The following is a 26,991-nucleotide window of genomic DNA, read 5'->3' as shown; positions in this document are numbered from 1 at the left end:
TGTAACACGCTTAGAGCTGGGGCAAAATATCCGCCCAGACGGCGTCGAGAATGCCCTGCATATCATCCTCGTCACTGTTGATGGCGATCACGGCCTCTTTGTCCGGGATGACGACGCAGAACTGTCCACGCATGCCGTCGGCGCGGTATGCTCCGTGCGTGCACATCCAGAATTGGCCGCCGTAACCCGCACCCCAGTCCGCCGTTCCCGGCGTGTCGATTTGCTTCCGCGTTGCCTCGCCGATCCATGCCTCCGGGATCAGCTGGACGCCCTGCCATCGCCCCTTCTGCAGCAGCAGCTGGCCGAACCGGCTCAGCTCTTCGCAGCTGACCCACAGCCCGGTGCAGCCGAGCGTGACGCCTAGCGGCGACGTGTCCCACCGGACATCCCGGATACCGAGCGGCTCGAACAGCCGCGGCACCAAATAATCGCGCACCGTCTCTAGGGCGGCTGCCTGAACCATGGCCGAGATCATAAACGTATCGCCGCTGCTGTACGTGAAGGTCTCTCCGGGCATCCGGTCCAAGGGCAGGGACATATAGTATTTTGCCCAATCCTTCTCCTGCAGCGTTTCCCGCTCTTCCGCCCAGAGCGGCGGGGCATCGTGGCCTGAGGCCATCCGGAGCAGATGACCGAGGGTCAGCTCTCCCGGAGGATAGGCCGAACCCTTCACCGACTTCCCGTAATTCGAAAAAAAATCGTTTAACCGTGCATCCAGTGTCAGCTTTCCTTCGGCGATGGCAAGTCCGACCGCCATGCATGTAAAAGACTTGCTGACCGAATGCTGAAGCCGGCGAGGGTCGCCATCCCGGTCCCATTGCCCCAGCCGCTGCCCATTTTGCAGCACCCGGACCGATAAGACGTTCAGTTTCCTGCTGCCTACGTTATCGACAAAACCGCCGATTTGAAATGTCATCGTTAAGCCTTCCTTCCGCTTGATCCCTATGGCTGAAACGGGTTACAGCATGTGCCGTTCCGCTACGGCCGTCAGGAATAGGATGAAATCTATAGAAACGTTTCCACATGACTCGTTAATCTTGAGATTATTACAGATTACTTTATGTTGTCAACTCCATTTTGTAAGCGGTTACCATTTGTCATCTGATAGGGATTTTGTCGCATTAACGTAAGTGGGATCAGGGATTTGCACAAAAATACAGTTCGCTGGGCCTTTGTAAAAAAGGTTGTTGACAGGTTTAGACAACGGGCTTATGATGTTAATCGAAACGATTCGAAAAAATCGCTTTCATCACTTTTGACGCTCCTGCGGCAGCTACCGATAACGCCCGATGAGGCTGAATCGGATCTTGCTTAGGCGGGAACGCAATCGGCGATCAGAAGAACCAATGACGGGCCGAAACTGTCCGTTATCGGCTCAGCCGGGCCGGCTTCCCGAAAGGGGGCTGCTGCTGACTAAGGCGGACAACACGATAGAGCAGTCGAACTGAAATGAAAGGGGTTACATATGGCGCATCTAACGATCGATACCGGCTCGCCTACACTGCGGATGACGACCAACATCCATGTGATCTCTCCGGTGGATACCGGCATCCCCACTTCAAGCACGTTGTATCTTCTGCACGGAGCGGGGGACAACGCTAGCACCTGGCACCGCCTGACGACCGTGGAAATGTTCGCGGCGAGGTACGGCTGTACGGTGATCATGCCGGAAGCAGGACGAAGCTTTTATACCGACATGGTTTACGGGCTGGACTATTTTCACTACATCACAGAAGAGCTACCCAAGCTGTGCGGGCGCCTGCTGCATTTGAATACCGATCCCGAAAGAACGTTTGTCGCGGGATTGTCAATGGGCGGCTACGGAGCGCTCAAATGCGCGCTCACCTACCCGGAGCGGTACGCCAAAGCCGTATCTTTCTCGGGCGTGACCGACATCCGTCAGCGTCTGAATGACCCGGCGATGCCGGAAGGGATGCGCAGGGAGATGCAGGCCGTCTTTGGACCGGAGCTTGAGGTGAAGCCGGATCAGGATGTGTATGCGCTGTCCGCGAAATTGATCGAAGAGGGCCGAAGGCTGCCGGCGGTGCTGTGCTGCTGCGGATCGGAGGATCCGTTCGTCGGAATGAACCGGCAGTTTGCCGCCAGCATGGAGAACAGCCCGTTCGATTTCCGGTACGTTGAGGGACCGGGAACGCATGACTGGCTCTTTTGGGAAGAGCATTTAAAGACCGCTTTTGATTTTCTGTTTGAAGACAAGACCCAAGAATAGTGAGGAGATGCCAATTGAAACCCGCAGCCTTAGGGCCGAACAAAAATGCAAAGGGGCGTTCCAAAACCGGTAATCTGTTTACGGAAATTTGGAAGCACCGGATGACGTATACGCTGCTTATTCCCGGCATCATCTGGCTGATCCTGTTTGCTTATCTGCCGATGGGCGGCTTGTCGCTCGCGTTTAAGCATTACAAAGCCAACATGGGAATTTGGGGCAGCCCTTGGGTCGGCCTGGAGAACTTCAAGTATGTATTCCGCGACCCGACGTTTGCTCAAGCGGTGTGGAGAACACTGTACATCAACATTATCAAGCTGATCATCACCTTCCCGTTCCCGATTCTGCTGGCGCTCCTGCTGAACGAGCTCCGGATGCGGAAGACGAAGAAGCTGTTCCAGACGATCTTTACGTTTCCGCAGTTCCTGTCGTGGATCATTGTTTCGGGGATCGTGATCAACGTCCTTTCCTATGACGGCCTGCTGAACAGCGCGCTGCAGCTTCTTGGACTTCCGACGATCAACTTCCTCGGCTCCGAGCCCATGTTCCTGCCGATGCTGATTTTGACGGACATCTGGAAATCAACCGGATGGGGGGCCATCATCTTCCTGGCTGCTATCTCGGGGATCGACCAGGACCAATACGAATCGGCGCAGATCGACGGCGCTTCGCGGATGCAGCAAATTTTCAAAATTACGCTGCCGAACATTTTGCCGACCGTCACAGTCATGTTCATCCTGAACGTGGGCGGCCTGATGTCCGCCGGCTTCGATCAGATTTTCAACTTGGCGAATGCGGCGACGCAGAACGTGTCCCAGGTGCTCGACGTGTACATTTACCGGATCACGTTCCAGTCCTCGACGGACTTCTCGTTCTCGACAGCGGTCAGCTTGTTCCGTTCGCTCGTGAACATGATTCTGCTGCTTGCTGCGGACCGCGTGGCCAAACTGATGGGCGGAGACGGATTGTTCCGTTAGGAAAGGAGTGTTAGAGAGATGAGTACGCATGCTGAGAAACGGCATAAATACCGGGTCGGTAAAATGACGCTTCTCGATTACATCATGTTTATCGTGCTGATTGTGTTGGCTTTAATTATTTTGATTCCGTTCCTGAACGTGATCGCGATTTCGCTCGCCTCACAGAAGGAGTATGCCGATAATCCGATGATGCTGTGGCCGAAGCATCCGACGCTGGACGCCTACCGTGCGCTGTTCGAAGACGGCAGGCTGCTGACGGGCTTCTGGAACACCATTAAAATTCTGGTGGTCGGCCTGCCGCTGAGCTTGTTCCTGACGAGCACGATGGCTTACGGCCTCAGCCGCAACAAGTTCCCGGGGAAAAAGTTTATCTTCTTCCTCGTCCTGTTCACCATGATCTTTAATGGCGGGATTGTGCCGCTGTACCTGGTCATGAAATCGCTGCACCTCACCGGTTCCCTGTGGTCTGTCATCCTGGTAGGAAGCTTCAGTGCCTTCAATATGATCCTGATGATGAACTACTTCCAGGGCCTGCCGGAGTCCTTGATGGAATCCGCGAGGCTCGACGGGGCGGGCGAATGGCGCATCTTGTTCTCCGTCGTCCTTCCGCTCGCGGCGCCGATTATGGCGACCATTACGCTGTTCTATGGCGTGGCCTTCTGGAACGGATGGTATGATGCGATGATCTTCCTGCGAAAAGCGGAAATGCTTCCGCTGCAAAACGTCCTGCGGACCATTATCGTCGAATCGTCGACAAACGTTTCGAATGCGGCCAGCGTGGACGCCCTGAACAAATCTGGTTTTTCCACGGGAATGAAGATGGCTTCGGTCTTCGTATCGATGGTGCCGATCATGTGCTTCTTCCCGATGCTGCAAAAGCACTTCGCCAAAGGGGTGTTAACAGGGGCTATCAAGACCTGATTACACAATAGATTTTTTTTACCACAAAAAATCTGATCAAAAGAGGGGAAAAAACATGAACACCAAAAAGCTGTTCAAACCGCTTCTGGCCGTTGCGCTGTCGGCGGTGATGCTGACGGTGACTGCCTGCGGGAAAGACACGGCATCATCCGGCGGCAACGAAAAAGACGCGGACGGGAACTACAAGGACAAATTAAAAATTTCCGTCGCGCAGACCACGGAAGTCAAAGACGGTGTGCTCGACAACGAGTTCCACAAGTTCTGGATGGACAAATTCAACGTCGAGTGGGATTACAACTACGTACAGTGGGATTCCTGGCCGGAAAAACTCCGCCTGTGGATCAATTCCGGCGACCTGCCTGACGTGGCCAGCTGGAACTACGTGCACGGCGATTTCATGAACTATGTCGATCAAGGACTGCTCTACAAATTCCCGGATGACTGGAAAGAGCGCTGGCCGAATGTGGCGGCGGCCTACAAGCTGACCGGCCTAGGCGACAAGCTGGAAGAGCTGACAGGCGGTACTTACATTCTGCCGAAACCGGTGTACTACCAGAACAAACCGGCTGATCCGCTTGTGAACCAAATCGGCGTCATTGCGATCCGCAAAGACTGGGCCAAAGCTGTCGGGTTCGAACTGAAGGATGCTTACACCACCAGCGAACTGATTCATTACGCGGAACTGGTCAAAGAGAAAGACCCAGGGAAGCTGGGCTCCAAGCTCGTTCCGATCTCATACACAGCGGATGACGCTTTGACCAACATCATCATGGCCAACAGTGAGCACTCCCGCGTGGAATCGGCGTTCTACAAAGGAGAAGACGGCAAGTTCCATTGGGGGCCAGCCGATCCGGAGACGCTGACCGGTCTGAAACTGATGCAGAAAGCGTACAAAGAAGGCCTGCTTAATCCGGAATTCTACACCTGGAAAAACAACGAAGGCAGCGACAACTTCAGAGTCAAAGGCGTTGCTGCGATGATGTCCTTGGGCGGTCTGGCTTCGTACAGACAAGACATGGACAAGAACATGCAGAAGAACCTGGGCGTAAGCAGCGACGACCTCGTCCATACGGCGATCGTTCTGGGTGACGACGGCAAATACCGCAACCTGGAGCAGCCGAACTTCTGGTCTGCGCTGATCTTCTCGCCGAACATCAGCAAAGAGAAGTTCGAGCGCATCATGGATATTATCGATTACTCAACGACCAAAGAAGGACAAATGCTCCTGAACATGGGCTTTGAGGGCAAGGATTGGAAGTACGACGAGAACAAAGAGCCGGTCAGCCTGCTTCCGGAAGGAACGACCCTGGAAGACAAATATCCGGCACGTTTTGAAGGACTGTACATTTTGGGTGACGACTTCAGTATCGTGAACCCTGCGATCAAGAAGGAATATCGTGACCGCGCCGTTGAGCTGTTTAAAGAGAAAGCGAAACTGGGCAGCGAAGGCGGCAAGCTGGCAACTTACGACTGGGATGTGCAGCTGTACGATTCCAAAGCGAAGAGCCAGGCATCCTTCGATTACCAGAACGAGTATGCCAACCTGATCCTGCAAGGCGGAGATCTGGAAGCAAACTGGAAGAAGTGGGTACAAAGCAAGCAGTCCCTCGTTCAACCGGTTCTGGATGAACTGAACAGCAAATTTGCCAAGTAACAGATCGTTCTGAAATAAGGATTAGAACTGAGCATTATACGCAGTCCGAGTCTAAGGAACCCGGTGTGCAGCACATTTTGATGCAGCCGGGTTCTTCTCTTCCACGGTGGTGCCGGGCCGGGTTTCTTCTATTATAAGTAGGCTGGCCTGGCCACAGGGAAGAGACATAGTTCTTATAACGATTAAAGAATGCAAATGTACATCGATAGACGCTTCTCTTCATGAGGAATTTGCACAAAAGATAAGCGCCAAGGACGGGTTTCATCCTTGCTGCCCTTGTCAGACAGGTTTTGTGCAAGCTCCTGAGAAAGGAGAAAGGGTCTGAGAGCCGGACCATTCGTGTCCGGAAGGCCTGGATCATCATACGACTTTGTTGTGGAGGGAATGGAATGGACAACCGGCAGTTAACTGAACTGTTAAATCAGATGACGCTGGAGGAGAAGATTGCGCAGCTGCTCCAGCTGACCGCCAATTTTCATGAAGGCGGCGAAAGCCAAATTACCGGACCGCTTGAGGAAATGGGGATCACCGAATCGATGGTGACCGCCAGCGGTTCCGTTCTGGGGTTATCGGGAGCGCAGTCGGTCATCGACGTGCAGAAATCATATTTAAGCAAAAGCCGGCTCGGCATTCCGCTGATGTTTATGGCCGATGTGGTGCATGGCTTCAAAACGATCTTTCCGATCCCGCTGGCGATCGGATGCTCCTGGGATACGGAGCTGGCCGAAAAGAGCGCCGAAATTGCCGCGAGAGAGTCGGCGGTGTCCGGCATTCACGTGACTTTTGCCCCGATGGTCGATCTGGTGCGCGATCCGCGGTGGGGACGCGTCATGGAGACGACCGGCGAAGATCCGTACCTGAACAGCCTGTTTGCCCGGGCTTTTGTCCGCGGTTATCAAGGCGGGAGCCTGAAGGAAGATCCGGAGCGGCTGGCTGCCTGCGTGAAGCACTTCGCCGCCTATGGCGCTCCTGAAGGGGGACGCGACTACAACACGGTCAACATGTCGGAACGCAATCTGCGGGAGCAGTATCTGCCGGCTTATAAAGCGGCACTGGACGAAGGCTGCGAGATGGTCATGACGTCGTTCAATACCGTGGACGGCATACCGGCTACCGGCCATGAGAAGCTGATGCGCGGCATCCTCCGCGATGAGTGGGGTTTTGACGGCGTCCTGATTTCGGACTGGGCGTCGATCCGCGAAATGATCGCGCACGGCGCGGCGGAGGACGATTGCGAGGCCGCTTACCGGGCGATCCGGGCCGGCGTGGATATCGAGATGATGACACCTTGTTACGTACAGCATCTGCCAGGCCTCATCGAGAGCGGACGCGTGGACGAAGCCTTGGTCGACGAAGCGGTGCTGCGGATATTGCGGCTGAAAGACAAGCTCGGGTTGTTCGACAATCCGCTGCGAGGAGCCGATCCGGAGCGTGAGCGCGAAGTGCTGTTCTGCCAGGAACATCGAAACGTTTCTTACGAGCTGGCAGCCAAGTCGAGCGTACTGCTGAAAAACGAAGGCGGCCTGCTTCCGCTTGCGCCTGGGAAGAAGGTTGCCCTGATTGGACCGTTCGCCCAGAGCGACGACATCCTCGGCTGGTGGTCCTGCGTCGGCGTGAAAGAAGACGCCGTGAAGCTCGGAACCGCGCTGCAGGAGCGGCTGGCTGAGGAACAGCTGGTCATTGCCGAAGGCTCCGGCGTCGTAAGCGTGGAGCAATCGCAGATTGATGCTGCCATCGCCGCGGCTCAAGACGCGGACGTGATCGTGCTCGCCCTTGGCGAAGATTCGGCCATGAGCGGGGAGGGCGGATCCCGCACGAACATCCGCCTGCCGGAAGCCCAGCTGGAGCTGGTGCGGCAGCTGAAGAAGATAGGCAAGCCGATGGCTGCGGTGATCTTCAACGGCCGTCCGCTGGACCTGCACGGAATCATTGACGAAGCGGACGCCGTCCTGGAAGCCTGGTTCCCGGGCAGCGAAGGCGGAGCCGCGATCGCCGACATTCTGATCGGGCGCGTGAATCCTTCGGCCCGGCTGACGATGTCTTTCCCGCATTCGGTTGGTCAAATTCCGGTCTATTATAACCATTACAATACCGGCCGTCCGATGAATCCGGACAAAACGGAAGAGCGGTATGTGTCCAAATATATCGACAGTCCGAATGATCCGCTGCTTCCGTTCGGATACGGCCTATCCTATACGACATTTGAATACGGCGAGCTGAAATTGTCCGGAAACGAGATAACGGCCAATCAGCCGCTTCAGGTCAGCGTGAACGTAACGAACACCGGGGATCGCGCAGGCATCGAAACGGTTCAGCTGTATATCCGCGACGTGGCCGGTGAAGTGGTCCGTCCGATGCGCGAGCTGAAAGGCTTCGTACGTCTCGAGCTTGCTCCCGGGGAAAGCGCGGATGCGGTCTTTACGATCACGGAGGAACAGCTTCGTTATCATCATTCCGACCTTACGCAAGCCAGCGATCCGGGAACGTTCCAGGTGTTTGTCGGTCCGAACAGCCGGGACACCCTTGCTGAGTCGTTTCGGCTGGTTTAGATGAACAGACGGCCATGCGCACACACAAAGAACAGCGCATGGCCTTGGAGAGAGCTGACCAACAAGACGATGCAGGATGAAAAATACTGTAAAAGCTGCCTCGAAGCCGTACCGGACAGGTTCCGGCCGGCTTCCGGGATAGGAGGATGAACAACTATGACAACCATTACGAATTCCAAGCTTCACGTCCAGGCCGGCGATCTGTCCTTTACGTTCTGGGAAAGCGGCGACCTGTTCCAAGCCGTCAGCGGCAAGACGATGATCAACCAGCTGATGAGCAGCCCGCTCGACGGGGCTTTAAATAACCTGTATCTTCGCATCCATGACGATTCCGCTATCCGCTTCTACCCGCTGCTCGGCATCCGTTCGGACAGCCGGGTCAGCACAGGCGAAGGACGCATCGTCTGGATAGGCGAAGCCGAAGGGGTAGCGTACAGCGTAACGTTTGCGCTCAGCCCGCTCGGCGTATGGTTCTGGGACGTCCGGGCGACCGGGCATGGCCTCAAGGTCGACGTCATTTACGGCCAGGATATCGGGGACGCGGATCAGGGCGCCGTTCGCAGCAACGAGGCGTACCTGTCCCAATATATCGACCATTCCGTCTTCGAAGACAAAGACCACGGCTATGTAGTGTGCTCGCGCCAAAACCAGCCGCAGGGCGGAGCGTTCCCTTACATACAGCAGGGTTCGCTGACGCGTGCCGCGGGGTTCTCTACGGACGGCTTCCAGTTCTTCGGCCTGTCTTATAAAGAAACGAACGTGCCGGCATGCCTCAGCCAGCCTCAATTGGCGAACGAGGTCTACCAATACGAGTTCGCCTACACGGCGCTTCAGTCCGAAGCGGTAACGCTGGACGGGGAAGCACGCTTCGTGTTCTACGGCTTGTTCAAGCCGGATCATGCGGCTGCGGTAACCGAGCTGGAATTCAAGGACGAGGTGCTGAAAGCCTGGGATCAGGTGCAGGCAAATCTGGCCGCTGCTGCCGGTCCGCTGAATGAACTGCCGCAGGTCCGCCTGAATTCGGAGATCGGCGAACCGCTGCGCACCCTGCCGCTTACCGCGGAGGAGCTCGAAGCCCTTTTCCCGGCAGCCGGAAGACAGGAGGAGGAAACCGAGAACGGACAGCTTCTTGCGTTCTTTACCGACACCTATGAGCATGTCGTGTTGAAGGAGAAGGAGCTGCGGGTGGAGCGTCCGCACGGGCATATTCTGATGAGCGGCGGCAGCGTCAAGCTGGGCGCCAAAGTCGTGACGACGACTTCTTATATGTATGGCATTTTCAACTCCCATCTGGTGGTGGGCAATACCAACTTCAACAAAATGATGAGCAATGCCCGCAGCGCCTTGAACGTGCCGAAGACGGCGGGACAGCGGATATACGTAAACATCGAGGGAGTGTACCGTCTCCTGACGATGCCGTCCCTGTTCGAGATCGGCTTCAACTACGTGCGCTGGTATTACAAAACGGCGGATGACATGCTGGTCATCACCAATTTCGCGGCGGCGGATGCGCCTGAAGTACGCCTTCATGTGCGCTCGGAGAGCGGCAAAGCGTATGAATTCCTGGTGACCAGCCAGGTCACCATGGACGTCAACGAGTTCGAAGCACCGGTCCGCATGACGGAATCGGCGGGTGTGCTGACGTTCCACGGCGCCCAGGATGCACTCCGGAAGGAAGCCTATCCGCACCTGAAATATACCATGCGGATCGACGGCGCCAAGGCGGCTGTTAGCGATGAAACGGCACTCGCAAGCGGCATTCACGCTGGGGAAGCGTCGGTAGTGACGCTCAAGCTGGATGCTGCCCCGGAGTGGACTTTGACGATGCAGGGACTGCTGGACGGGGAAGACCTTCCTGAGGCTAACCGGAGCGCAGAGGATGAAATCGCGAAGTACCGGGAGTTTTTCCGGGACGTGATGAACGGATTCCGCTTAACCGGCGGGGATGGCACGGAAGGCAAGGACTTTTTCAAAGTGAATGCGCTGGCCTGGTGGTACACCCATAATATGCTGGTGCATTATTCGGTGCCGCATGGCTTGGAGCAGTACGGAGGCGCGGCTTGGGGAACGCGGGACGTCTGCCAGGGGCCGACCGAATACTTTATGGCGACGCAAAAATTCGAACAGGTCCGCGACATTCTGACAATGGTGTATTCCCACCAGTACGAAGACGACGGCAACTGGCCGCAGTGGTTTATGTTCGACAACTACTTTACCGTCCAGCAGGAGGAGAGCCACGGCGATATCATCGTATGGCCGCTGAAGGTGCTCAGCGATTACCTGCGGGCGACCGAAGATTTTGGCATTCTCGAGGAAAAGGTTCCGTATACGGTCAAGCACAAGTTCCATTTTACCGAAGAAACCGCCACGATTCTGGATCACGTGTACAAGGAGATCGGTTACATTCGCAGCCACTTCCTGCACGATACCCACCTGTCCTCTTATGGGGATGGAGATTGGGACGATACGCTGCAGCCGGCCAACGCCCAGCTGAAGCAGTACATGGTCAGCAGCTGGACCGTCGCCCTGACGTACCAGACGATGACACAGCTCTCAGGCGCCCTGAAATCCGCCAAGCCGGAATTGGCTTCGGAGCTTCATGACATGGCGCAGGGAATCAAGCGCGATTACGAAAAATACATGCTCGGAACGGAAGTCATTCCTGGGTTCCTCTATATGGAGAATCCGGACGAGGTGAAGCTGATGCTCCATCCGACCGACAAGGAGACCGGCATTCAGTACCGCCTGCTGCCGATGACCCGGAGCATGATTGCAGAGCTGCTGGATCCGGAGCGCGCGAAGGCGCATTATGAGCTGATCAAAGAGAAGCTCTTCTTCCCGGACGGCGTCCGTCTCATGAACCGTCCGGCCCAGTATGCCGGTGGCGTCAGCACGCACTTCAAACGGGCGGAGCAGGCGTCGAACTTCGGGCGCGAAGTGGGCCTGCAGTATGTTCACGCCCATATCCGCTTCATTGAAGCGATGGCGAAGCTCGGGCAGGCGGATGATGTATGGAACGGCCTGAACGTGATCAACCCGGTCGGCATCCGCAATGTCGTGCCGAATGCCGAGCTGCGTCAAAGCAACGCTTATTTCAGCAGCTCCGACGGCAAGTTCAACACGCGTTATGACGCGCAGGCGCATTTTGATGAGCTGCGCAGCGGCAGCGTGCAGGTAAAGGGCGGATGGCGTATTTACTCCAGCGGCCCGGGGATCTACATGAATCAGCTGATTTCGAACGCGCTGGGCATCCGCCAGGAGCAGCAGGATCTCATCGTGGATCCGGTGCTGCCGCAGAAGCTGGACGGCCTGCGCTTCGACTTCCGCTACGACGGTCAGGACGTGGCCTTCATTTACCATTTGAACGGCACTGGCGAACGCCGCGTGAAGCTGAACGGCCGTGAGCTGGAAGCTTCGGCGGTGAGCAATCCGTACCGCGAGGGCGGACTGCGGATTTCGAAGGACGTGTTTGAGCAGGGAATGAAGCCGGACGGCCACAATGTGGTTGAGATTTTTATGTAGCAGTTTAAGGCGATCTTCACGGATCGCCCTTTTCCATGAGAACTGGAATATGGATAATTTTGGACCTAGCATGGTTTGATACGGGGGAGCGAGGAACATTGGTTAGTATTAAGGATATCGCTAAAAAAGCCGGGGTTTCCATATCGACGGTATCATATGCCCTGAACGGCAGCAGCAAGGTGACGGATGAAACCCGCTCGAAAATTTTGGCGATCGCCAAGGAACTGAACTATGTGCCGAACGCGGCCGCGAGATCGCTGAAGAAGCGGGAGTCCCGGATCATCGGGGTATTTCTGACGGATTTTAAGGGGGACGTGTATGGCGACCTGCTCGACGGGATGAAGGAGGTCTGCAACGCCCAAGGCTACGACCTGATCGTATGCAGCGGCAAGCAGGCCCACCGGATGCTTCCGGAACGGATGATCGACGGAGCCATTATTCTGGACCATGCGTTCACGAACGCCGAGCTGCTCAAATATGCCGAGCGGAACCACAAAATCGTCGTGCTGGACCGGGAGCTCGAGCATCCCAACATCAATCAGGTGCTGCTGGATAATAAGGCAGGGGCTACGCTGGCCACCGAATTTTTGGTCGAGCAGGGCCACAAGAAGATTTACATCGTGACGGGGCCTGATGACTCGTTTGACTCCATTCAGCGCATGAAGGCGGTCAAAATGGTAGCGGACCGCACGGAAGATGTGGAATGGATCGAGATCCCCGGCGATTTCAAGAAAAGCGGAGGGGAACGCGCCGCCGAACGGGTCATCGGTGAGTATACCGGCCCGGCGGCCGTGTTCTGCCTCAATGACGAAATGGCCATCGGTTTTTGCAACCGGCTGGCGGAGACCGATTACCGGATCGGGGAGCATGTGCATTTGATCGGCTTCGATAATATTGAGCTGACGAGCTACATGCAGCCGCGCCTGGCGACCATCAACTACTCCAAACGGAAATGGGGGGCGCTGGCGTCGGAGCAGCTGATCAAGATTTTATCCGCTGAGGAAGTGGAGCATGAGCGCATCTACGTCACGCTAATCAAAGGGGAATCTGTCGGAAAAAGCGCCCGGCAGGTTAACGTGGCTAGATGAAGCACGCATGCACCGCGGTGAACAAACAGAAGGGTATCCGGCTGACTAGAGCCTGTCGGATACCCTTTTTGCATGTTCATTTTACGTTAACGAATGGCCACGTTGTAGGTTTTTAACCAGTTGTTGACCTGGGCCAGGTAAGCAAACAGCTGCGGTCCCGACATCAGCTGGCCGAACCATGGCAGATTCGAGGACGCCTCAGGGGAAGCGGCGATCTCGAGAATTTTGTTCTTGTCGATCAGCGGCAGGATCGGGGCAGACGGATCGTCCAGAATGTCGAGCATCTGCTGCTTGACGGCGGCAAGGAAATCCGGATTGTGGGTTTTCGGATACGGGCTCTTCTTGCGGTAGAGCACATCGTCCGGCAGCACGCCTTCCAGTGCCTTGCGTAGAATGCCCTTTTCCCGACCGCCGGTCATTTTGATTTCCCAAGGGATATTCCACACGTACTGAACCAGCCGGTGATCACAATAAGGCACGCGTACTTCGAGGCCGACGCCCATGCTCATGCGGTCCTTGCGGTCCAGTAGTGTCGGCATGAAGCGGGTGATGTTCAGGTAGGACATGACCCGCATTTTGGCCTGCTGGCCGGTCTCGCCGCGCAGTTTGGGAACTTCCCGTACCGCATCGGCGTAACGGTCGCCCAGGTAATCCAGCGGACGGATCCATTCGCGGATTTCGGGAGACAGCAGGCTGGCCCTCATGTCGGGTGCGACCGACCAAGGGAACGTGCCGGAATTCAGCATTTCCTCGCGGTGAAACCAGGGATAGCCGCCGAAAATTTCGTCGGCCGCTTCGCCGGAGACGGCTACCGTCGCCCCTTTTTTGATCTCACGGCAAAATAAGTAGAGCGAGCCGTCTACGTCCGCCATGCCGGGCAGGTCCCGGGTCAGGGTGGAGGCGTTCAGCGATTCCACGAGCTCGGGGGTATCAAATTCGATGTAATGGTGCTGTGTCCCGAGTTCCTCCACCATCCGCTGGATAAACGGAGCGTCGGCTCCCGGCTGGAAGGCATGCGATTTGAAATGCTTCTCATTGCCGACGTAATCGACGGAGTAGGTGTGGACCTGCCCTTGGTTGGTCCGGTTATAATACTGAACGGCAAGGGCCGTCAGGGCGCTGGAATCCAGCCCTCCGGACAGCAGCGTGCAGACCGGAACGTCCGAAACGAGCTGCCGTTCCAGCGTATCCTGCAGCAGCTCGCGCAGCTTGGCCGCCGTTTCCTCCACGCTGTCTTCGTGGATGTGGCTGTCCAGACGCCAATAGGAGTAACTGCGCAGCCCGTCGCGGCTGAAGATCATCGCGTGGCCTGCCCGCAGCTCCTTCATGTCTTTATAGACGCCCTGTCCCGGTGTCCGCGCCGGGCCGATAATGAATACTTCGGCCAGTCCTTCCGGGCCGACCACGGGCTCCATCTTGGGATGCTGCAGCAGCGCTTTGGGTTCAGAGCCGAATATTAAAGTGCCGTCGATGTAGGCGTAGAACAGGGGCTTGACGCCCAGGCGGTCCCGCGCCATAAACACCTGCTCCCGGACGCTGTCCCAGATGGCAAAGGCAAAAATGCCGTTGAACCGGTCCACGCAGGCCGGCCCCCACTCGATGTATGAAACCAAAAGAACTTCCGTATCGCAATGGGTCCGGAAGTGATGTCCTCTTTTGACCAATTCGCTCCGCAGCTCGGGCGCGTTATATAGCTCCCCGTTATAACAAATCGCATACACATCATCATCATCATGAACGATCATGGGCTGTGCGCCGTTTTCGGGGTCAATGACGCTCAGACGGCGGTGGCCGAAGGCGCATGGATTGGAGATCCATGTTCCCGAAGCGTCCGGTCCGCGATCCGACATCGTTTCTGTCATTTTGACAAGGATCTGCGAATCCTGGGTTAAGTCGCCGCTCCATTGTATAAAACCGGTTATTCCGCACATGATGGGTCATCCTCTCTTTGTCGTTTGTCCACTCGCTGTCCTTTCTGTTTGCCAAAGTGATACAGTTATATGCCGAATCGGGGCATAAAATGTCTGTCCTTTAACGAAAACTATAGGAAAGGCAGTGTAAGAAAAACGTGTCTGTCGACGTACTTCTACAGCAGGCAGGCCGCATTTAGCGGATGTTTTTCTTGCGATCATGGAATGGTTCAGCTCCGCTGAAAACTTATAAATTTCTATGATCTTTACAAAGGAGAGTAATGTGACATGGATAAGCAGCATTTTTATGTATCGGTACACGGCAGAAGCGTTCTTGCCGAACAGGGCGCCGCTCCTTATGAGCTGGTAATGTACTGCACGGTGGGACAGGCCAGGGAAGTGCAGCAGATGATGGAGGATATGCAGGAGCATGCCGAAGACTCCTTCCTGGCCTATACGTTTCCATGGCCGGATACGCCGGAGGATGATGTCAATTCGCAGTACACGGAGAGCCTGAACAAGCTGTACCGGAAAATTTACGAATACGGCACGGCAGAAACACGCCAGCATCTGACGGGGAACAAAATGCTGGGTTATACTTGATTTCTGAATTCCGGCTGACCAGGGAGGGGAGGAAAGCATGTATTATATTAAGGATGCCAAGGTGCGGCGGATGACGGAGCTGGACGGGGTCCGCTGCGCCGAAATCGGCGTGCTGCCGGGAGCGGTCGACGATCCCGCGCTTTTGGCTTATGTGGCCGAACCGTCGCCGGGCTGCTACGACCTGATCCGACTGATCCGCAACGATGCCGACACAGAGCTCGACTGGTACGACAACAGCATGCATCAGGCGTATACCGATGTGACGATGCAGGCGTTCGAAGGCAGCTTCTTTCTGACGGCCGACGAGGAGCGGGATTTGTTCCTGCGCGATCTGATCTCTTTTGGGAACGTAGAGGAGGATCTGCGGAGCAGGTTCGCAAAGTAAACGCAGCCATAATTTAAGAAACATAGCCGGCAGACTCCCGCCCCATACTATGGTTTAGGGGAGGTGAGCTAAATGGCGGACTTCACGAACAAAAAAGGCAAGAGAAGCAAGTACGCCCGACAAAACGCTTTTGCGGGTGGAGTGACGAGCAGAAATTCGAGAAATTTGGCTGTGCCCCATAACCCAAGACGTTTTGGCAACCAGTAACCTCCTTGAACCATGAACAAACCTCCGGGGATATCCCCGGAGGTTTGTTCAGCTGTTCTTAGCTTTTCACGCTTTACGCATATTCGCGAAGCACCTGAATGCCTTTAACGATGTTGTAGACGAACGTGCCGAAGTAAATAACGCAGAACAGCAGGATATATCCCAGGATCGAGCCGGCATGGTGGGCTGCCAAAGTAAAAAACAGCAGCGGTACGGCCGCAATGAACGGCAACAGATGCGAGAGCAGCGCACGCTTGGCATGCCTGGCGACGTATTCGTCCCGGACGGCGATCCATACGATCACCGGCAGGATAAACGGGGCGAAAAATATGCTGAAGTAGGAAAGTGAAGATAACAACTGTCGCATGGGAAATGCTCCTTTAAAACGTATTTTGTTAAGTTATTACCCATAGTATTTCCCCCCAATCGGCTTTCTCATTTTCCTCTTGAAAAATTGGCTAAATGCGGTATAATAAATAACGCATTCGCTTTTTTTATTACATAGCAAGTCCCAGTAGCTCAGCTGGATAGAGCAACGGCCTTCTAAGCCGTCGGTCGGGGGTTCGAATCCCTCCTGGGACGTACAAGGAAAGCCCTCACTCGAGGGCTTTTTCTTTAGATATAAGCAAGTGGAGCGAGAAGGGAGAGAGACCGGATGAATCAGGATATTAAAGTATCACAGTGGACCGCACTGCTGATCGAGCAGGCGAAGCGGGCCGGACTGTCCGCGGCCGCCATCGCTGAGGCTGTCCATAACAAGGACACTGAGCCGTTTATCCAGGCTGGGCTCGAGGGCGAGCGTTATGCCAACCTGTTCGGCTACTCGGAGGAACACGGGGAGCCGCTTGCCCAGGCGGCAATAGAAGGCTACCGCATGACGTTTAACACGCGGAACGGGCTGAAAAACTGGCTGGTGCAGCGTTTTGGATTGGATGAGGAAAAGGACTTTGAGGTTGGCGAGGGCGTGATTCACGGGCTGCGGCTCACCTTGGAACAACTGGCTGCATTGCAAAAAGCACTGGCCGTAAATTGGGTGATTGCCGGATCGCGCGACCTTCCGGGCGGCATGGTGGAGCTGGATTTGTCCATTCGTGCCCTTCAATCCGCTTCTCAAGCCTAATTCGATCTAAATAGGCGTATGCCGGTTAGCCATAATAAAAGGGGCTGTCCCATGCTGTCGTGTCATGCACGACGGTGGGCAGCCCCTTTGTCATTTAGTTTCAATCGCTCCCATCGAACGATTCCTGCTTACTTCATTGTTAACCACGCCTAGCCCCGGAAGGTCCACGCTAACTGATCAACATCAGGATAATCGAGGACAATGACAGGCAGGCACTGAGCAAATAGATGAACACGACCGCCTGTTTCGGGCTCAGCCCCCAGGACAGCAGCCGATAATGGAGCTGGCTTCGATCGGCCTTGTATACCGGCTTGCCGTCCCGATACCGTTTGATTACAACGTAAATGTTATCGAAGATCGGCACGCCAAGCGCCAGCACGGGAACGAGAATGGAAATGACGGTCACCTGTTTAAAGGCCCCGTCCAGGGCGATGATGCCGAGCATGAACCCGATAAACGTCGCGCCTGCATCCCCCATGTAAATTTTGGCGGGCGGCTTGTTGTATCTCAGGTAACCGAGCGTCACCCCGACCAGCAGCACTGCCATGATCGCGGAATGGGACTGGCCTTTGGCAATAGCAACGATAAACAGCGTAAAGGCCGAAATTGCGGCCACGCCTCCGGACAGCCCGTCCAGACCGTCCATAAAATTAATGACCGTCGTGACGCCGAAGATCCACAGAATCGTCAGAATAAACTGCAGCCACTCCGGAAACACGACCATATGGCCGGCGAACGGAACGGTGATCCCTTCGAATGAGATCCCTGAATAATAGACGATCACCGCAGCGCCTACCTGCACGAGCGTTTTAGGCAGAGCGGCAAAATCCTTGCCTTTCGTCTTGTACCAGTCATCGATCATGCCGATGCCGAGGATGAGCAGCGAGCCGGCCACAATGCCGGCCATTTCCTTGTCCCAGTGTCCGGTGAGAACGATGTAGGGAACCATGAAGCCGAGAAAGATGGCGATGCTTGCCAGATGCGGTACGGGTTCCTTATGTATTTTGCGATGGGTGGGCCGGTCGACGAAATCAACCCGGATCGCGAGCTTCCTTAAAGGAGGGATCAAAGCCAAAACGATAACAAGCGACACAATAAATCCAATTACATACACAATGGTCAGGCCTCCAATACTTAGCTTTGCAATTTGCTGTCGTTTCATTCGGATACAGTTAGATAGATTGAACTAAAGTTTTTTATTGAAATTCTTGGTAAGCGGCCCAATAAGGCATTTATTTCTTTAGTTCATTCTATATAGATGTAGCATTTGTATTTTTAACTAGAATAATCGCTATTTTTGCAAAATACAACGATAAAATATTTAATATTTCCATAACATTCCAATCAACCGCTTTTTACAATTCTAGTAGAAAATAGGTCTATAGCACTTATGCTAATAGAAGAAGGGTGAGCCGATGTTGAAGAAAAATAAAATGTTTCAGGTACTGATGGCCTCTGCAGTTGTAACTTCCGTACTGGCCGGAGGAACGGCAGAAGCTGCTTCCACTGCAAAATCATCATCTGCGGGTCAGGCTGCAAAGATGACGTCGCCAAAACTGAAAGCGGCCAAGGTGGAACTCAGTGTGAACGGCGCGAGCGTCTCCGTCAATGCGGTCCAGCTCAACCAGGCGTACCTGGTAGCCGTGTCAGACGTTGTCAAGGCTTTCGGGGCAAGCGCAAGCGCCGCCAAAGGGATCGTCACGATAAAGGATGCGACCGGTTCACGCGTCGTTCAGCTGCAGGCAGGAGCAAAGTCCTATAAGGTGAATGGAGAGGCCGCAGCCTTTACGAACGCTCCTCTGCTACAAGATGGCAAAACCTACGTAGAGCTTCAATCGCTCGTGGAAGCACTGGGCGGGGAATGGATCGCAGGCAGCGGGCAGACGCAGCAGGTATTGACGGTTCAAAGACCGGAAGGAAGCTATTCTTCGGTACGCTGGAACGCCCAAGGGCAAATCATTGCCAGCCGTGACGACGCGGAGTCCGCCCAAATCGTTAAACTGGACCCGGCAAGCTATGGCAGCACGGTGATCTCGACGGACGAATATGCTGCGGAATTGGCGGTGTCCCCGAACGGACAGTGGGGAGCTTATACCGATAACGCCGGCCAGCTCTACCTGATGAACCTTGCCAGCGGGCTGTCGCAAAAACTCGGCTCTGATACTTCCGTCAAGACAGATTTGACCTGGTCGGCGGATAACAGCCGGATTTATTTCATCCAGGGCGACAAGCAGGAAAAAATATCTTACATTACTGTCGGCGACGGCAAGGTGACCGAAGTGCTGGCCGACAAAGTGGAGAACAAATCCGATGTGAGCCTGTCCGCGGACGGCAAACGATTGGTCTATATCGTCAATGTGACCGGCGTGGCCAGCAGCGATAAGGACAGCACGGAAGAATCGCTCAGCATCGACTATTCGGGCGCGGGCCAGCAGCTGTATTCCCTGGACCTTACGGATAAAGAAGCTAAACCGGTTCAGCTAACAACCAGTAAAGACAATAAATTGTATCCTGTCGCACTCGATGGCGGCAAAGCGGCGTATTTGAGCGCCGATCCGGATAGCGTCACTGCCAAGGACGTCATCAAGGTGATCGGCCCAGGCAGCAGCGTCCAGGACCTTGCGAGCATCATCGATGTGACGGTTATCGCGGCCGGGCCATCCGGAACGCTTGTTGCTGCAGGCATCGCTGCCGACGGCAGCACGAAAGTGCTGAAGATCGACAGCGGCAGCCAGACGCAGCTTTACAGCACGTCCGGAACCGTCAGCGAGCTGGCAGTGTCTGCGGACGGCAGCCGGATCGCCCTGATCGAAGACGGCAGGATTGTAGTCATAGCAGGCGGAAAGACCATTCAGCTTACCAAATAAAAAGCGGTTCTTAACCGAAAAGGAGAATAAACGATGAAACTGTTCAAAAAATTAACGCTGGCTGCCGTCACTTCCCTGGTAGCGGTAACCACCCTGGTCGGCTCCGCTAGCGCCGCATCCGGCATCTCCGGCAAAATTACGATTAACGGGTCCACTGCGCTGCTTCCGCTCACGCTTCAGGCAGCCAAGGAATTCCAGAAAATCAATCCGAAAGTCAGAATCTCCGCTTCCGGCAAAGGCTCGGTAACCGGACCGCAGGCTGTGAAGAAGGGCATTGCCGACATCGGGGCGTGCGACTGGGACGCCAGCATGGACGTACCGGGCTTCAAGGCTTTTGAAGGCCAGGTAGCCAACAAGGTGGCCGTCATTCCTTTCGCGACAGTCACCAACAAAAACGTGAAGGTGAACAACCTGACCACCGAACAGCTGAAAGGGATTTTCTCCGGCAAAATCACAAACTGGAAAGAAGTCGGCGGTGATGATGCGGACATCGTCGTCATCACGCGCGCCTTTGGCTCCGGCACCCGCGTCAACTATCAGGCCAAAGCGCTGGCTGGCGGCGACATCGTCAAAAAGGCCAAAAATTACAAGGAAGTCGGCTCCAGCGGTGACATGAAAACCGCCGTATCCACAACGCCGAACGCCATAGGATATATCGACCTGGTGTACGTAAACAGCGACATCAAGGCGCTGAGCTATAACGGCGTGCAGCCGACAACGGACAATGTCATCAACGGCAGCTACAAAATTTGGGCATACGGATATTACATGACCAAAGGCCAGCCGACCGGCGCTACCAAAGCGTTTATCGAGTATGTTCAAAGCGCGAAATTCCAGCAGGGTTCCCTGAAAAAACTGAAATTCATTCCGATTTCCGCCATGCGTTAAGGCAAGTGGATTGAGCCAATCCAAGCCAAGCCAAGCTTTATTCATGATCGCGGCCAGCCCTCTAATACCGATGGGGCTGGCCGCTTTATAGGAGGAGAGCCAGTTTGAGCACCCCCGTGCAGCAGTACGTGCCCAAGGAACGTCAGGTGCTGACCCCGCCCGCGAAGCGTCGCAGGTTCAGCCGCAGCGCCAGGGTCCGTTTCACCAACCGTCTGTTTACGTATTATTTCTGGTTCAGCATATTGGCGCTGTGCCTGGTGCTGGGCCTGGTGATCTTTTTTATCGGCAAAACCGCGTTTCTGACCTTCCGCGACATCTCTTTTGCGGATTTCTTCCTTTCCTTTAACTGGACTCCGGAGGAGGAGCATTACGGTGCAGCCGCGTTTATCATCAACACCCTGTCCCTGACGGCGCTTACGCTTGCGCTGGCCGTGCCGGTATCCGTCGGGCTGGCGGTGCTGATCGCCGAAATCGCGCCCGGCTGGCTGAAAAACGCTATGCGGCCGATTCTGGACCTGCTGGTCGGGGTTCCTTCCATCGTCTACGGCTACCTCGGCCTGACGGTGCTGATTCCGTTTTTGCGCCGGCTGAGCGGGGAGAATCTGGGCGACGGGCTGCTGGCGGCGGCGCTCGTGCTCGCCCTGATGGTACTGCCGACGATATGCCGGATCAGCGACGACGCGATTTCCGCCGTGCCGAAAAAATACCGCGAAGCTGCATATGCCATGGGCTCCACGCGCCTGCAGGTCATGATGCGGGTCGTCATTCCTGCTGCCGGCAGAGGCATCATTGCGGCGGTAATTATGGGGATGACCAGGGCGATCGGGGAGACGATGGCGGTGGTGATGGTCATCGGCAACACGGCGCAGCTCGCCAAGTCCCTGTTTACACCGGCTTCGGTGCTGACCAGCAACATCGTGATGCAGATTTCCAACGTGGAGTTTGACTCCACCTGGAATTACGCGCTGCACATGATGGCCTTCCTGCTGCTTATCATCTCGTTTGTCCTGATTTTGTTCATCCGCTATTTGGGACGCAAAGGGAGGGAGCAGGCATGAGCGAATGGACGCGCACCCGCAAAATGCAAAGATCGCTTGTGTACGACCGGCTGGCAACGTACGGGTTCTACGGGCTCGGCATCCTGGTTCTGCTGCTGATCTTCTGGCTGCTGCTGACCATCCTGGGCAAAGGGCTGCCCGGGCTGAGCCTCGAGTTTTTGATGAAGCTGCCCGAGGACATGGACCCCGGCGGCGGTATCGGGCCGGTGCTGTTCAACTCGTTTTATATTTTGATTCTGTCGCTGCTCATTTCCGTTCCGATTGGGGTTGGAGCAGGGATCTACATGGCGGAGTACGCCCCGCCGAATAAATTTACAGAGGTGCTGCGGATTTGCGTCGAGAGCCTCTCCTCCGTTCCGTCGATCGTATTCGGGATGCTGGGTTTGGCCATTTTTGCCGAGTATTTTCAAATTGGCTTGACCATTCTCGGCGGAGCGGTTTCCCTGGCCTTCCTCAACCTGCCGATGCTGGCCCGGGTGACGGAGGAAGCGGTGCGCGCGGTGCAGAATGACGTGAAGAACGCATCCTATGCCCTCGGGATGACCAAATTCCAATGCATCCGGACCGTCGTTATCCCGATGGCCATGCAGGGAATTGTGACGGGCATCTGCCTCGTGGCGGGCCGGGCCTTCGGAGAATCGGCCGTCATCCTGCTGACCGCTGGTCTCAGCACCTCCGGGGAGATGTGGGACTTTAATCTGTTCTCACCGGGTGAGACGCTGGCTGTACACCTCTGGTACGTGCAATCGGAAGCGATCGTGGAGGATGCCCGCCAAATCGCCGACAAGTCCGCCGCGGTGCTGGTCATCGTCGTCCTTATGATGAACCTGCTGTTCCGCATTCCGCTGTGGATCAGCAACCGGCGCCTGAAGAAATAGGATCTTTTAGAGGTTGTTCAAAAAGTCCGCTTTTGATCACGAAGTAAATCGGGAAGCTGATTCGGCATCGAATCTTGAATTCAGCCGGGTCTTCCGGTGCTCACGTACCCACTACGTACGCTCTGCTCCTCAGCCCCAAGCTTCATCCAATCTTCTCGGTGCTGAAAACCGACCTTTTTGAACTTGCATTTATATGTATTCATACCGAAATAAGCTTTGATCTAGGAAAAAGGGCTGTCTTCCGGCAGATTGACTCTGCCGGCGAGACAGCCCTTTAAGGTTGACTGAATTTTTCAGCTTATTCAGCGAAGCAGAACGCTTGGGATGACTGCAAGCCAATACCATTGGCTGAAGGTGGTCGGCATGTTTGCCCTCAACGGCCCGTAATGATATCCAGCTGTGCGGAAGTATCATACACCATCTGGTAAGGGTCGGCGCTGTACGGAGTGAGCTCGGCCGTGACGGTATCCGTGTAGCCGATCTCGTTCAACGCCCGCCGCACTTCGTTCCAGTTGACGCTGCCCGACAGCAGCGGGACGAAGCCGTTCGGTCCGGCTGCCGGATTAAAGTCCTTCACGTGGACTTTGCGGATCCGCTCGCCCAGCGTCCGTATCCAATGCTCGGGATAGCCGAAGAGAAGGACGTTTCCGATGTCAAAATAGGCTCCGACCCAGGGTGAATCGAGCTCGTCGATATACCGGGCCATCTCCATCGGGGAGAGCAGAAATTTGTTCCAGACGTTTTCGATGCCGATATGAACGCCGTGCTGTTCGGCCAGCGGAATGAGTTCCCGCAGTTCTTCCTGGCTGCGGCTATAACATTCCTCATAGGTGACGGAAGGCGTCACCGCCCCGGGAACGACCAGCACGGTGTCCATCCCGAGCAGGGATGCAAGCTCCATCTGCCGGGTGACGATCTCCCGTCCGCCGGCGCGGACATCCGGATCCGCCGCGGACAGGGGGGATTTCCACAGCATGCCGGTCGAAAGGCTGCGCAGCTGAATGTTGTGACGGGAAGCAAGGGCCAGTACGGCCTCCGCCTCCTGTGCAGTGGTGTCCATGGTCAGCCCGGTACCGCCGGACGGATACAGGTTCAGCTCGACGGCATCGTAACCCGCCTGCTCCGCATGAAGAAAAATCATCTCGAGCGGGGTTCCCTCCGGAAATCCCCATTGATTTATCGACTTCAGCATCGCTTCATACACCCCTTTGTCAGGTTTAGGTTCAGAGCTCTGCAGGCGAAACGGCGGCCAATCGCTCCGCCGAGCGGTATGCAGCCAGGGCCACTTCGAGCGCCTTGAGCCCGTCGACGCCCGTCACGTTCGCCTCTGTCTTGCCTTCCGCGATCGAGGCTACAAAATCCCGGACCAGGCCGAAGTCCATATCGTCGCCCCAGAAATGGTGCCGGTAGCCGCGCTCCTCGCTGAATATGTTCAGCTTCTGTCCGAAGGCGTCGATCGTCAGGGTGCCGGCCGTCCCGACAATTTCCAGCGTCACGTCGCCCCAGGTCGGGAAGGAAGGATTCCTGGACCAGCTGCAGTCCAGCGTGGCAAAGACGCCGTTGTCAAATTCGATCGACAGAATTCCGCAGTCATCGATGGGGGCGGCGGACATGAGCTGCCCGATTTCCGCGTACACCTCTTTTACCTCCGCGCCGGTGAACCAGCGCATAATATCGGCGACATGAACGGTGTGGTCAATGACCGCTCCGCCGCCGGACAGGGCGGGGTCGACGAACCATCCGCCCGGATTTTGCCCGCGGTTGGTCCCCTTCATGGCGAGGATCCGGCCTAGCTTGCCTTCGTCGATCATTTGCTTGGCCCGGATGACGGACCGGTTGTACCGGACCGGAAAGGCTGTCTGCAGCATGACGCCGGCGGCTTTGCAGGCCTCGATCATGTCCCGGGCGTCCGCGGCATTGGTCGATATGGGCTTTTCGCACAGCACATGGACCCCCGCCTTGGCGGCCGCAAGGACATGCTCCTTATGGTTTGCGTTCTCCGACGTAACGACGATCCCGCTGAGGCCTTGCGACAGAAGCTCGGCATAATCGCCGTAATAGCTGGTGCCAAGGATGCCGGCGAACTTTTGACCCCGCTGCTCATCGGGATCGTAAATGCCGGCGAGCTCCACTCCTTCCAATTGGATCAGCGCTTTCGCATAACTGTAAGCGTGCATATGGGCGAAACTGGCGATGCCGATTTTCATGAACCGATCACTCCTTTGCTGCTCGGGTCGGCTGCACCGGTCCCCAGATGAACCGGCCGCCCGGTCTCCATCGATTTCAGCGCCGAGAGCGCAATCCGGAGCGCCTCATAGGCGTCTTCCACGGTTACTATCGGCTCTTTATCCTGCTCGATGCAATTCAGGAAATGGCGAAGCTCCTGGGAATACGGGTTTTCCTCGACCGGGCTTTCCGGAACGGGTACGCCGCCTCCTCCGCCTGCATGACCGCCGCGCTGAAAAGACAGCAGCGGCTGATCCCGGGCGCTGTCATAGCCGATGATCCCCTGCGTGCCGGCCATCTCCAGGTTCATGGAGAAGCCTTCATGCGACCAGGTTCCCTCGACGTGGGCGATGGCGCCGCTTTGAAAGCGGAGGGTCACGAGCGAATAGTCCAGCTGGGCGTGAACTCTCCCATGGAGCCCCTTGGCATACACACGTTCCACTTCGCCGAAGCACCAGCGAAGAAAATCGAAATCGTGGATCATGGCGTCCAGCGTAATGCCGCCGCTGGCCCCGAAATCGCTGTACCAATGCTGCCAGCCGATCGGATACCCTCCACCGCGGCCCGCGCGGATGACGGCCGGCTTGCCGATGACGCCATCATCCAGCAGCTGCTTGGCATGCGCATATTCGTGGAAGAAGCGGAGAACATGCCCGACGAACAGCCGGACACCACGCGAACGGCAGTGGTCGATCATTTCCCTGGCGTCGGCCAGACTGCGTGCCAGCGGTTTCTCGCAGATGACGTGCTTGCCGTCGTCGGCCGCTCGAAGAACAAACTTCTTGTGGAGCGGCGTCGGCAGGCATACATCGACGACATCGACGCGGTCAAGCGCTTCCATCGCCTCCGCGTAGGAAGTGAACGAAGAGGTGCCGCATGCCTCCGCAACCCGCGCTCCCTTGCCGGCGTCGGTGTCGACGATACCGGCCAAGTGCGCATTCGGCATATCGGCATAGGCTGCGGCATGGGTGCTCCCCATCGCCCCCGCTCCTATAACGAGTACGTGAATCATAACGGTTTTCAGCTCCTTTTATGATGGACCGGTTACACTTGTAAAAGGTCTATTCGTTTCCTTATCCTTTGATGCCATTCATAGCGATTCCTTCTATAAAATAGCGCTGAAGGAAAATGAACAGGATGATGATCGGCAGCGTAGCCATCACGGCACCCGCCATCAGCAGCGGATAATCGGTCGAATGCTGCCCCTGGAAGGAAGAGATGCCGATCGACAGCACGCGCATATCCTCCGAGCTGGTCATGATGAGCGGCCACAGCAGGTCGTTCCATGCCGCAAGAATCGTAAAGATAGCCAAAGAGACGAGAGCGGACTTCGACAGCGGCAGGTAGATGTTCCAATAAATCCGGAAATAGCTGCAGCCGTCGATTTTGGCCGCCTCCTCCAGATCCTTCGGCAGCGTCATGAAAAATTGCCTTAGCAAAAAGGTGCCGAATGCGCTGAAGATGCCGGGGATAATCAGGACATAGAAGGTATCCAGCCAGTTCAGCTGCCGCATGATGACAAAGCTCGGGATCATGACGACCTGGGACGGCACCATGAGCACGGCCAGCAGGGCGAGAAAAATGACGTTTTTCCCCGGGAATTTCAGGCAGGCAAAGGAGTATGCGGCCAGGGAACACAGCAGCAGCTGTCCGGCCGTGCGGCCTAGCGTCACCAGAATCGTATTGAGGTAGTAAGTGCCGAAGTCGATGGTGGTCAGCACCTTGGCGTAATTTTCAAAATGCCATTCCGACGGCAGCAGCGTAGGGGGCACCTTCATGGAATCCGCAAAGGACTTAAACGATGTGGACAGCATCCAGACAAAAGGGGTCACCATCAGGACGGCTCCCGCGATCAGCAGAATATGAACGGCCAGCCGTCTTCCGCGGTCGGAAGTTCGGGTTATCATGACA

The 26,991-nt window shown here is 55.8% G+C and carries 22 protein-coding genes and 1 tRNA gene; 15 read left to right on the top strand and 8 right to left on the bottom strand.

Annotation, left to right across the window (positions count from 1 at the left end; all coding sequences use genetic code 11):
* Nucleotides 1–10 precede the first annotated feature (10 nt).
* Entirely contained in the window at nt 11–916 is a 906-nt protein-coding gene (locus GCU45_RS08610) for a serine hydrolase domain-containing protein (protein ID WP_152398637.1), read from the bottom strand.
* A gap of 549 nt (nt 917–1,465) precedes the next feature.
* Here GCU45_RS08610 and GCU45_RS08605 point away from each other — a divergent pair.
* The 7 genes from GCU45_RS08605 to GCU45_RS08575 all read left to right on the top strand — a co-directional run bounded on the left by GCU45_RS08605 (nt 1,466) and on the right by GCU45_RS08575 (nt 12,938).
* On the top strand, nt 1,466–2,230 hold the full coding sequence (locus tag GCU45_RS08605; RefSeq protein ID WP_152398636.1) for an alpha/beta hydrolase: 765 nt from the start codon (nt 1,466–1,468) through the stop codon (nt 2,228–2,230).
* A gap of 14 nt (nt 2,231–2,244) precedes the next feature.
* Nucleotides 2,245–3,204, top strand: coding sequence for an ABC transporter permease (locus GCU45_RS08600; RefSeq protein WP_116234189.1), 960 nt, complete (start codon nt 2,245–2,247; stop codon nt 3,202–3,204).
* An 18-nt stretch (nt 3,205–3,222) separates the two neighbouring features.
* Nucleotides 3,223–4,125: a carbohydrate ABC transporter permease gene (locus GCU45_RS08595; protein ID WP_076174223.1), complete on the top strand. Its 903-nt coding sequence runs from the start codon at nt 3,223–3,225 to the stop codon at nt 4,123–4,125.
* 55 nt (nt 4,126–4,180) lie between these two features.
* Nucleotides 4,181–5,779 carry a type 2 periplasmic-binding domain-containing protein gene (locus GCU45_RS08590; RefSeq protein ID WP_152398635.1) on the top strand — a complete coding sequence of 533 codons (1,599 nt, stop codon included), beginning with the start codon at nt 4,181–4,183 and terminating at the stop codon, nt 5,777–5,779.
* Nucleotides 5,780–6,168: 389 nt separating this feature from the next.
* Nucleotides 6,169–8,328, top strand: a complete 2,160-nt coding sequence (locus GCU45_RS08585; protein ID WP_152398634.1) for a glycoside hydrolase family 3 N-terminal domain-containing protein — start codon at nt 6,169–6,171, stop codon at nt 8,326–8,328.
* Between the two features lie 156 nt (nt 8,329–8,484).
* Nucleotides 8,485–11,850 carry a GH36-type glycosyl hydrolase domain-containing protein gene (locus tag GCU45_RS08580; protein ID WP_152398633.1) on the top strand — a complete coding sequence of 1,122 codons (3,366 nt, stop codon included), beginning with the start codon at nt 8,485–8,487 and terminating at the stop codon, nt 11,848–11,850.
* A gap of 98 nt (nt 11,851–11,948) precedes the next feature.
* Nucleotides 11,949–12,938 (top strand): LacI family DNA-binding transcriptional regulator, encoded by a 990-nt coding sequence (locus tag GCU45_RS08575; RefSeq protein ID WP_152398632.1) that lies wholly within the window; start codon nt 11,949–11,951, stop codon nt 12,936–12,938.
* 86 nt (nt 12,939–13,024) lie between these two features.
* On the opposite strand, the gene asnB is transcribed toward GCU45_RS08575, so the two are convergent.
* Nucleotides 13,025–14,869: an asparagine synthase (glutamine-hydrolyzing) gene (gene asnB / locus GCU45_RS08570; RefSeq protein ID WP_152398631.1), complete on the bottom strand. Its 1,845-nt coding sequence runs from the start codon at nt 14,867–14,869 to the stop codon at nt 13,025–13,027.
* A gap of 267 nt (nt 14,870–15,136) precedes the next feature.
* Between asnB and GCU45_RS08565 the strand changes: the two genes are divergently transcribed.
* Together GCU45_RS08565 and GCU45_RS08560 are read left to right on the top strand one after the other, a co-directional pair.
* Nucleotides 15,137–15,451 (top strand): hypothetical protein, encoded by a 315-nt coding sequence (locus tag GCU45_RS08565; protein ID WP_152398630.1) that lies wholly within the window; start codon nt 15,137–15,139, stop codon nt 15,449–15,451.
* Nucleotides 15,452–15,488: 37 nt separating this feature from the next.
* Nucleotides 15,489–15,836, top strand: coding sequence for a hypothetical protein (locus GCU45_RS08560; RefSeq protein ID WP_145029182.1), 348 nt, complete (start codon nt 15,489–15,491; stop codon nt 15,834–15,836).
* 280 nt (nt 15,837–16,116) lie between these two features.
* On the opposite strand, the gene GCU45_RS08555 is transcribed toward GCU45_RS08560, so the two are convergent.
* The gene (locus GCU45_RS08555; RefSeq protein ID WP_076174239.1) at nt 16,117–16,410 is read right to left on the bottom strand and encodes a magnetosome magnetite crystal formation protein family; all 294 of its coding nucleotides are present in this window, start codon (nt 16,408–16,410) and stop codon (nt 16,117–16,119) included.
* Nucleotides 16,411–16,551: 141 nt separating this feature from the next.
* On the opposite strand from GCU45_RS08555, the gene GCU45_RS08550 reads away from it, so the two are divergent.
* Together GCU45_RS08550 and GCU45_RS08545 are read left to right on the top strand one after the other, a co-directional pair.
* Nucleotides 16,552–16,625, top strand: a tRNA-Arg gene (locus GCU45_RS08550).
* 73 nt (nt 16,626–16,698) lie between these two features.
* Nucleotides 16,699–17,163 (top strand): hypothetical protein, encoded by a 465-nt coding sequence (locus tag GCU45_RS08545; RefSeq protein ID WP_152398629.1) that lies wholly within the window; start codon nt 16,699–16,701, stop codon nt 17,161–17,163.
* A 169-nt stretch (nt 17,164–17,332) separates the two neighbouring features.
* Here GCU45_RS08545 and GCU45_RS08540 read toward each other — a convergent pair whose 3' ends face one another.
* Entirely contained in the window at nt 17,333–18,325 is a 993-nt protein-coding gene (locus tag GCU45_RS08540) for an MraY family glycosyltransferase (RefSeq protein WP_145029178.1), read from the bottom strand.
* Between the two features lie 253 nt (nt 18,326–18,578).
* Between GCU45_RS08540 and GCU45_RS08535 the strand changes: the two genes are divergently transcribed.
* From GCU45_RS08535 to pstA, 4 genes are all read left to right on the top strand, one after another.
* Nucleotides 18,579–20,030 carry an LpqB family beta-propeller domain-containing protein gene (locus GCU45_RS08535; protein WP_152398628.1) on the top strand — a complete coding sequence of 484 codons (1,452 nt, stop codon included), beginning with the start codon at nt 18,579–18,581 and terminating at the stop codon, nt 20,028–20,030.
* A gap of 33 nt (nt 20,031–20,063) precedes the next feature.
* Nucleotides 20,064–20,918: a phosphate ABC transporter substrate-binding protein gene (locus tag GCU45_RS08530; protein WP_152398627.1), complete on the top strand. Its 855-nt coding sequence runs from the start codon at nt 20,064–20,066 to the stop codon at nt 20,916–20,918.
* Between the two features lie 104 nt (nt 20,919–21,022).
* Nucleotides 21,023–21,976: a phosphate ABC transporter permease subunit PstC gene (gene pstC / locus GCU45_RS08525; protein WP_425281272.1), complete on the top strand. Its 954-nt coding sequence runs from the start codon at nt 21,023–21,025 to the stop codon at nt 21,974–21,976.
* The gene (pstA, locus tag GCU45_RS08520; protein WP_152398626.1) at nt 21,973–22,854 is read left to right on the top strand and encodes a phosphate ABC transporter permease PstA; all 882 of its coding nucleotides are present in this window, start codon (nt 21,973–21,975) and stop codon (nt 22,852–22,854) included. Before pstC ends, pstA begins: the two co-directional genes overlap by 4 nt.
* Before the next feature lie 373 nt (nt 22,855–23,227).
* On the opposite strand, the gene GCU45_RS08515 is transcribed toward pstA, so the two are convergent.
* The 4 genes from GCU45_RS08515 to GCU45_RS08500 form a co-directional block, all read right to left on the bottom strand.
* Nucleotides 23,228–24,046, bottom strand: coding sequence for a sugar phosphate isomerase/epimerase family protein (locus GCU45_RS08515; RefSeq protein ID WP_152398625.1), 819 nt, complete (start codon nt 24,044–24,046; stop codon nt 23,228–23,230).
* Nucleotides 24,047–24,077: 31 nt separating this feature from the next.
* Nucleotides 24,078–25,061 carry a Gfo/Idh/MocA family protein gene (locus tag GCU45_RS08510; RefSeq protein ID WP_152398624.1) on the bottom strand — a complete coding sequence of 328 codons (984 nt, stop codon included), beginning with the start codon at nt 25,059–25,061 and terminating at the stop codon, nt 24,078–24,080.
* On the bottom strand, nt 25,058–26,092 hold the full coding sequence (locus GCU45_RS08505) for a Gfo/Idh/MocA family protein (RefSeq protein ID WP_152398623.1): 1,035 nt from the start codon (nt 26,090–26,092) through the stop codon (nt 25,058–25,060). Before GCU45_RS08505 ends, GCU45_RS08510 begins: the two co-directional genes overlap by 4 nt.
* A 61-nt stretch (nt 26,093–26,153) precedes the next feature.
* Nucleotides 26,154–26,987 carry a carbohydrate ABC transporter permease gene (locus tag GCU45_RS08500; protein WP_076174262.1) on the bottom strand — a complete coding sequence of 278 codons (834 nt, stop codon included), beginning with the start codon at nt 26,985–26,987 and terminating at the stop codon, nt 26,154–26,156.
* Nucleotides 26,988–26,991 lie beyond the last annotated feature (4 nt).

Origin of the sequence: Paenibacillus cellulositrophicus (assembly GCF_009363095.1) — a bacterium.
GTDB lineage: Bacteria > Bacillota > Bacilli > Paenibacillales > Paenibacillaceae > Paenibacillus_AQ > Paenibacillus_AQ favisporus.
Note: the sequence above shows the minus strand (reverse complement) of the source record. Positions and strands in the feature narration are given on the sequence as shown.

What these genes read in the sequence shown, in the direction of transcription:
- GCU45_RS08505 (WP_152398623.1), bottom strand. Translation starts at nt 26,092, where the DNA reads ATGATTCACGTACTCGTTATAGGAGCGGGGGCGATGGGGAGCACCCAT.
- GCU45_RS08535 (WP_152398628.1), top strand. Translation starts at nt 18,579, where the DNA reads ATGTTGAAGAAAAATAAAATGTTTCAGGTACTGATGGCCTCTGCAGTT.
- GCU45_RS08530 (WP_152398627.1), top strand. Translation starts at nt 20,064, where the DNA reads ATGAAACTGTTCAAAAAATTAACGCTGGCTGCCGTCACTTCCCTGGTA.
- GCU45_RS08540 (WP_145029178.1), bottom strand. Translation starts at nt 18,325, where the DNA reads ATGAAACGACAGCAAATTGCAAAGCTAAGTATTGGAGGCCTGACCATT.
- GCU45_RS08555 (WP_076174239.1), bottom strand. Translation starts at nt 16,410, where the DNA reads ATGCGACAGTTGTTATCTTCACTTTCCTACTTCAGCATATTTTTCGCC.
- GCU45_RS08560 (WP_145029182.1), top strand. Translation starts at nt 15,489, where the DNA reads ATGTATTATATTAAGGATGCCAAGGTGCGGCGGATGACGGAGCTGGAC.
- GCU45_RS08515 (WP_152398625.1), bottom strand. Translation starts at nt 24,046, where the DNA reads ATGCTGAAGTCGATAAATCAATGGGGATTTCCGGAGGGAACCCCGCTC.
- GCU45_RS08610 (WP_152398637.1), bottom strand. Translation starts at nt 916, where the DNA reads ATGACATTTCAAATCGGCGGTTTTGTCGATAACGTAGGCAGCAGGAAA.
- GCU45_RS08580 (WP_152398633.1), top strand. Translation starts at nt 8,485, where the DNA reads ATGACAACCATTACGAATTCCAAGCTTCACGTCCAGGCCGGCGATCTG.
- GCU45_RS08565 (WP_152398630.1), top strand. Translation starts at nt 15,137, where the DNA reads ATGGATAAGCAGCATTTTTATGTATCGGTACACGGCAGAAGCGTTCTT.
- GCU45_RS08605 (WP_152398636.1), top strand. Translation starts at nt 1,466, where the DNA reads ATGGCGCATCTAACGATCGATACCGGCTCGCCTACACTGCGGATGACG.
- GCU45_RS08510 (WP_152398624.1), bottom strand. Translation starts at nt 25,061, where the DNA reads ATGAAAATCGGCATCGCCAGTTTCGCCCATATGCACGCTTACAGTTAT.
- GCU45_RS08590 (WP_152398635.1), top strand. Translation starts at nt 4,181, where the DNA reads ATGAACACCAAAAAGCTGTTCAAACCGCTTCTGGCCGTTGCGCTGTCG.
- pstA (WP_152398626.1), top strand. Translation starts at nt 21,973, where the DNA reads ATGAGCGAATGGACGCGCACCCGCAAAATGCAAAGATCGCTTGTGTAC.
- GCU45_RS08595 (WP_076174223.1), top strand. Translation starts at nt 3,223, where the DNA reads ATGAGTACGCATGCTGAGAAACGGCATAAATACCGGGTCGGTAAAATG.
- GCU45_RS08585 (WP_152398634.1), top strand. Translation starts at nt 6,169, where the DNA reads ATGGACAACCGGCAGTTAACTGAACTGTTAAATCAGATGACGCTGGAG.
- GCU45_RS08500 (WP_076174262.1), bottom strand. Translation starts at nt 26,987, where the DNA reads ATGATAACCCGAACTTCCGACCGCGGAAGACGGCTGGCCGTTCATATT.
- GCU45_RS08545 (WP_152398629.1), top strand. Translation starts at nt 16,699, where the DNA reads ATGAATCAGGATATTAAAGTATCACAGTGGACCGCACTGCTGATCGAG.
- asnB (WP_152398631.1), bottom strand. Translation starts at nt 14,869, where the DNA reads ATGTGCGGAATAACCGGTTTTATACAATGGAGCGGCGACTTAACCCAG.